This is a genomic window from Streptomyces sp. NPDC057543, assembly GCF_042801895.1.
In the GTDB taxonomy this organism is placed as follows: Bacteria; Actinomycetota; Actinomycetes; order Streptomycetales; family Streptomycetaceae; genus Streptomyces.
On record NZ_JBHVFF010000425.1, the window covers coordinates 1 to 5,159 of the forward strand.

At 74.2% G+C, this 5,159-nt stretch carries 4 protein-coding genes; 3 read left to right on the plus strand and 1 reads right to left on the minus strand.

The genetic code is table 11. The features are described 5' to 3' along the window. Positions 1 to 181: 181 nt before the first annotated feature. Positions 182 to 1,213 (plus strand): NlpC/P60 family protein, encoded by a 1,032-nt coding sequence (locus ACFU8Q_RS38830; protein ID WP_384464103.1) that lies wholly within the window; start codon positions 182 to 184, stop codon positions 1,211 to 1,213. 17 nt (positions 1,214 to 1,230) lie between these two features. Beyond that, positions 1,231 to 2,487, plus strand: coding sequence for a hypothetical protein (locus tag ACFU8Q_RS38835; RefSeq protein ID WP_384464106.1), 1,257 nt, complete (start codon positions 1,231 to 1,233; stop codon positions 2,485 to 2,487). Between the two features lie 55 nt (positions 2,488 to 2,542). Here ACFU8Q_RS38835 and ACFU8Q_RS38840 read toward each other — a convergent pair whose 3' ends face one another. Continuing rightward, on the minus strand, positions 2,543 to 3,796 hold the full coding sequence (locus ACFU8Q_RS38840; RefSeq protein ID WP_384464109.1) for a glycosyltransferase 87 family protein: 1,254 nt from the start codon (positions 3,794 to 3,796) through the stop codon (positions 2,543 to 2,545). A gap of 126 nt (positions 3,797 to 3,922) precedes the next feature. Here ACFU8Q_RS38840 and ACFU8Q_RS38845 point away from each other — a divergent pair, with 126 nt between their 5' ends. Continuing rightward, positions 3,923 to 5,065: a glycosyltransferase family 4 protein gene (locus tag ACFU8Q_RS38845; RefSeq protein ID WP_384464112.1), complete on the plus strand. Its 1,143-nt coding sequence runs from the start codon at positions 3,923 to 3,925 to the stop codon at positions 5,063 to 5,065. Positions 5,066 to 5,159 lie beyond the last annotated feature (94 nt).

Consider the following 5,159-nt stretch of genomic DNA (forward strand, 5'->3'; position numbering starts at 1 on the left):
CCACAGGTCACCGCCGGGGCGCAGCTGTTTTCGCCGCTCGTCCGCCCGGCGCGGCCTTTGGGCGCCCCGTAATCGTCCGACTACTGTCTGCCTGCCGTGCAGCTCCCGGTCGTCGGTCCGCCCGCCCCGGGTGGCAGGGGCTGCGCGCGTCTGCGTACAGCGGAAGGGAGTGCGGCGTCCTGTGGTGTCCCATCGCCGTTCCACACAGCCCGGCCTCAACCGGGGAACCCGGGTCACTGTCCTGTCGGCCGCGGCGGCGACCGCGGCAGCCACGCTCGGGGCGGCCACGGCGAACGCCGACCCGCAGGACACGTCCCGGAACGCCAAGGCCCGGGTCGACCGGCTGTACAGCGAGGCCGAGCGGGCCACCGAGCAGTACAACGCAGCCGGCGAGAACGCCGGCCGACTGCGCGGCGAGGTGAGCCGGGCCCGGGACCGGGCGGCCCGCGGCCAGGAACACCTCAACCGGCTGCGTACGGCGCTCGGTTCAGTGGTGAGCGCGCAGTACCGCTCGGGCGGTCTGGACCCCTCGCTCGCCCTGCTGCTCTCTTCCGACCCGGACACCTACCTCGACCGGGCGGCCACCCTGGACCGCCTGACCGAGCGTCGGAGCGCCGAGGTGCGGGAACTCCAGCAGACGCAGCGCCAACTCGTGCAGTCCCGCGCGGAGGCCGCCCGGGCGCTCGCCGAGCTGGAGCGCAACCGGATGGCCGCCACCCGCCACAAACGGACCGTCGAGCGCAAGCTCGCCCAGGCCAAGCAGGTGTTGGACGGGCTGCCCGCCGCCGATCGGGCGGACTTCGAGCGGGCCTCGCGCTCCGGTCGCTACGACGTGTTCCCGGTGACGGCCGATCTCCCGGCCGGCTCCGCACGGGCGGCCGCAGCCGTGGCGGCGGTCCGCCAGGCACTGGGCCGCCCGTACATCTGGGGGGCCAATGGACCCGCCGGGTTCGACTGTTCCGGGCTGATGCAGTGGGCGTACGCCCAGGCCGGGATCAGCCTGCCGCGCACCTCGCAGGCCCAGCGGTACGCGGGACGCATGGTGCCGCTCTCCGAGGCCCGCCCCGGCGACCTGGTCGCCTACCGCGCGGACGCCGGCCACATCGCCATGTACGTCGGCAACGGCCAGGTCATCCACGCCCCGTACCCGGGCGCCCCGGTGCGCTACGACCCCGTCGGCATGATGCCCGTCTCGTCGGTCACCCGCGTCTGACCCGTACGCTCGACCGGGTGACCCACAGACGGCGTCCCGCACGGCGGGGATGTGACGGAGGAAGGCGCGCGGCCGGTGTGCTGCTCGCCGGGCTGCTGTTGGTCTCCGGCTGCGCGGCCCCCGACGACGACGCCGTCCAGGCCTCCGCCACCCGCGGTGTCCGGGCCACCCTGGACCGCCGCGCGGCCGCCGTCCCGGCCCACGACACGGACGCCTACCTGGCCGTCGTGGACCCGCGGGCCACCGGGCTGCGCACGGCCCAGCGCCGGGAACTGGACAACCTCGCGGACGTACCGCTGAGCTCGTGGACGTACCGGCTGACGGACGTGACCGCGCAGGGCACCGACCGGGCCACCGCCGACGTCCAGCTGCGCTACGCGATCAAGGGGTACGACGCCGCCCCGGTCTCCGTGGACCGGGTGCTCGATCTGCGCCGGGACCGGGCGGACGGCCGCTGGTACCTCACCGGCGACCGGGCGGGCAAGGACGGCGCCGGGCAGCTCTGGCAGCAGGGCGACGTGCGGGCGGTACACGGAGAGCACAGCCTCGTCCTCGGGGTCGGCCGCACGGAGGAGGAGCTGCGCGGGATCGCCCGGACCGCGGACCGGGCGGTGCCCGCCGTCTCCGGGGCCTGGCCGGAACGCTGGGCCGGCCGCGTGCTGGTGCTCGTACCGCACACCGTGGAGGACATGGCGGGGCTGCTGGGGTCACCGGCGGCGAACTACCGGGGCATCGCGGCCGTGACCACCGGGCGGACCGGCGGCCCGGACCGGGCGCCCGCGGACCGGGTGATCGTCAACCCACAGGCGTACGACGTGCTCAGCACCTTCGGGCAGCGCATCGTCCTCACCCACGAGATCACCCATGTAGCCACCCGCGCCCGCACCCGGGCCGCCACCCCGACCTGGCTGTCCGAGGGCTTCGCCGACTGGGCGGCCTACCGCGCCGAGGACAGCACGGCCGCCCGGGCCGCGCCCGAACTGGCCGACGCCGTCGCGCGCGGCGAGCTGCCCGCCGGACTCCCCACGGACGAGGACTTCGGTTTCGCGGGCGACTCGACGCGCCTGGCGAAGGCGTACGAGGGCGGCTGGCTGGCCTGCGAACTGATCGCCGACCACTGGGGCGAGAAGAAGCTGTTCGCCTTCTACCGGGCCGTCGGAGGGCACTCGGGGCGGGACGGGGCGGTGGAGCAGGCCATGCAGGAGGTGCTCGCCACGACTCCGCCGGAGTTCACCGCGCTCTGGCGGGAGTATCTGCGCTCCCGGCTCGGCTGACCGCGGCGCGCTGCCGGCCGCGCACGCCACACGGCTGCTGAGCGCCGCGCGTGATTCAGGAACCGACGACCGGTTCCGCCGCACGGCCGGCTTCGGATTCGGTGGTCGAGGGCTCGGCGCCGTCGCGTGGCGCACCGGACACCGTCTGCCGCCACAGCCGCCGACAGGCGATGAGCGTCGCCGCGACCAGCAGGCCGTTGCGCAGGAACATCAGCGTCACGCCCGTCGTGTCACTGCTCACCACATGGACGAACCCGAACGGGAACTCCCACTGGGTGAGGCCCGTGGCGAGCAGCACCAGAGCGGCCGGGAGCACCATCCGGCTCTCGCGGAAGACCAGGCAGACCGCCGCCAGGCCGACCAGCCAGAGCATGTACTGGGGGCTGATCACCCGGCTCGTGGTGGTGAACAGCAGCACCGCCGTGAACGCCGCGTCGGCCGGGGTGCTCACCAAGAAGTCGCGGGCCCGCAGCCGCCACACCAGCAGCCAGCCGAACGCGGCGACGGACAGACCGAGGGCGAGCGTGCTCACCAGCGGGACATGCGGCCCCAGGAACTCCAGGGAGCCGTAGTGCAGCTCCACCCGGCCCTGCCAGCCGAAATTCCGCCACACGTGGAAGACCAGCGCTCCCAGCGACTCGACCTCGGTGCCCCGGTCCCGCTGGAAGCCGAGAAAGGCCAGCGCACCCGGCATCGCCACGGTGCACGCCAGCAGCAGCCCGGCCGCCGTCACCGCCGCGGCCGTCCACGCCCGGCGCGTCAACGGACCGCGCGCGGTACCGGCCAGGATCAGCGCCGGCCACACCTTCAGCAGCGCACCGACGGCGGCCAGCGCGCCCAGCACCCGCGGATGCCGCACGCCCGCCAGCAGCGCCGCCACCGCCACCGCCGTGACCATCACGTCGTAACGGGCGTACGCGGTCGTACCGAGCAGCGGAACGCCCGCCACCCACACCCAGGCGCCCGCCTTCCGGCGGCTGGTCCCGCGGCCCGCGTACAGCAGGAGCCCCAGCACCAGCCCGTCGCACAGGAAGGCGAGGACGAAGAAGGCCGAGGCGTAGTCCAGGAACGGCAGCAGGGCGGGGGAGAGGACGGCGAGCGCGGCGAGGGGCGGGTACTGCCAGGTGACGTCGGACCGCGGGTACGTACCGGTCTTCAGGATCTCGGACCAGCCGTGGTAGATCACCGAGACATCGCTGGTCACGTCCGGTCCGGACAGGGTGATCACCTTGGTCACGCAGAGCAGCAGCGCGACCCTGGTGACGGCCCAGACCGCGAGGGCGAGCCGCGTGCCGGTCGGTCCGTTCATGACCGCCTCATCCGTTTCGCAGTGGGTACATCGGTGGGTGGCCGGTGGGTGGCCGGTGGTACGGGGAGCCATGATGCCCGCCCGCCTGTGCGGGAGCCATCCGGCCGCCCGGTACTGTCGGCCGGGATGGACAAGACCCTGATCGTGACCAACGACTTCCCGCCCCGCCCCGGCGGTATCCAGGCGTTTCTGCACAACATGGCACTGCGCCTGGACCCCGGACAGATCGTCGTATACGCCTCCACCTGGAAGCGCACCCCCGAAGGCATCGCTGCCACCGCCGCCTTCGACGCCGAGCAGCCCTTCACCGTCGTCCGCGACCGGACGACGATGCTGCTGCCGACCCCGCGGGTCACCCGGCGTGCCACGCAACTGCTGCGCATACACGGCTGCACGTCCGTGTGGTTCGGCGCCGCGGCCCCGCTCGGGCTGATGGCACCGGCGCTGCGCAGAGCCGGCGCCCGGCGGCTGGTCGCCACCACGCACGGTCACGAAGCGGGCTGGGCCCAGCTGCCCGCGGCCCGTCAGCTGCTGGGCCGGATCGGCGAAACCACGGACACGATCACCTATCTGGGTGAATACACCCGCTCCCGGATCGCCGCCGTACTCACCCCCGAGGCGGCGGACCGCATGGTCCAACTGCCGCCCGGGGTCGACGAGAAGACGTTCCACCCGGACTCGGGCGGGGACCTGATAAGGGCCCGGCTCGGGCTCTCGGACCGGCCCGTGGTCGTCTGCGTGTCACGGCTCGTGCCGCGCAAGGGCCAGGACACGCTGATTCTCGCGATGCCCGCGATCCTGGAGCGGGTGCCGGACGCGGTGCTGCTGATCGTGGGCGGCGGGCCGTACCGCAAGGAGCTGGAGCAGCTGGCCGTACGGACGGGGGTCGCCGACTCGGTGCACTTCACGGGGCCGGTGCCGTGGGACGAGCTGCCCGCCCACTGCGGCGCCGGCGACGTCTTCGCCATGCCGTGCCGGACCCGTCGGGGCGGCCTCGACGTGGAGGGCCTCGGCATCGTCTTCCTGGAGGCGTCCGCGACCGGACTGCCGGTGGTGGCGGGCGACTCGGGCGGCGCGCCGGACGCCGTGCTCGACGGCGAGACCGGGTGGGTGGTGCGCGGCGGCTCGGCGGAGGAGACGGCCGACCGGATCGTCACGCTGCTCCGCGACCCGGAGCTGCGGCAGCGGATGGGGGAGCGGGGGCGGGCCTGGGTCGAGGAGAAGTGGCGCTGGGACCTGCTGGCCGAGAGGCTCAAGGCGCTGCTCTGAACCGGCCCGGGGCGCCGCCGGAGCCGGGCCGGGTTCCGGCCGTCCCGGGGCCGTACCCGTAGCGCGGGGCGGTGTCCTCGTGCCGGGGCCGGAC

Coding starts and splice junctions, on each gene's coding strand:
- ACFU8Q_RS38845 (WP_384464112.1), top strand. CDS start 3,923: ATGGACAAGACCCTGATCGTGACCAACGACTTCCCGCCCCGCCCCGGC.
- ACFU8Q_RS38840 (WP_384464109.1), bottom strand. CDS start 3,796: ATGAACGGACCGACCGGCACGCGGCTCGCCCTCGCGGTCTGGGCCGTC.